Genomic DNA, 254 nt, shown 5'->3' with positions numbered 1-254 from the left:
AAAAATAAGTGGGTTCATCCCTCTTTCTTGATAGTTAAAAGAGGATTGTAGAAGTGTGGTGGATTTACCCGCATTCATCGCTGAGTAATAGAAGTACATCTGAGCCACGTTAAAGCCTTTATTATCGTTCTAGGTTACATAAAGAAAAGGGCCGATAAATATCAGCCCTTATTATTCAAAGGTAAAGAGTTACTTGCGACGCCAAGTGGTACCTTGAGGACCATCTTCTAAGATAATACCCAGTTCATTGAGCC

At 39.4% G+C, this 254-nt stretch carries 1 pseudogene; it reads right to left on the bottom strand.

Features of this window, described 5'->3' with window-relative positions:
* Positions 1 to 108 (bottom strand): annotated as a pseudogene (locus AB4585_RS25445) (thymidine kinase); the annotation flags it as partial.
* Between the last annotated feature and the right edge of the window lie 146 nt (positions 109 to 254).

Source organism: Vibrio sp. 10N.222.49.C9 (assembly GCF_041474985.1).
Lineage (GTDB): Bacteria > Pseudomonadota > Gammaproteobacteria > Enterobacterales > Vibrionaceae > Vibrio > Vibrio crassostreae_C.
The sequence above is the reverse complement of the archived record's forward strand: the minus strand, read 5'-3'. Positions and strand labels throughout refer to the sequence as shown.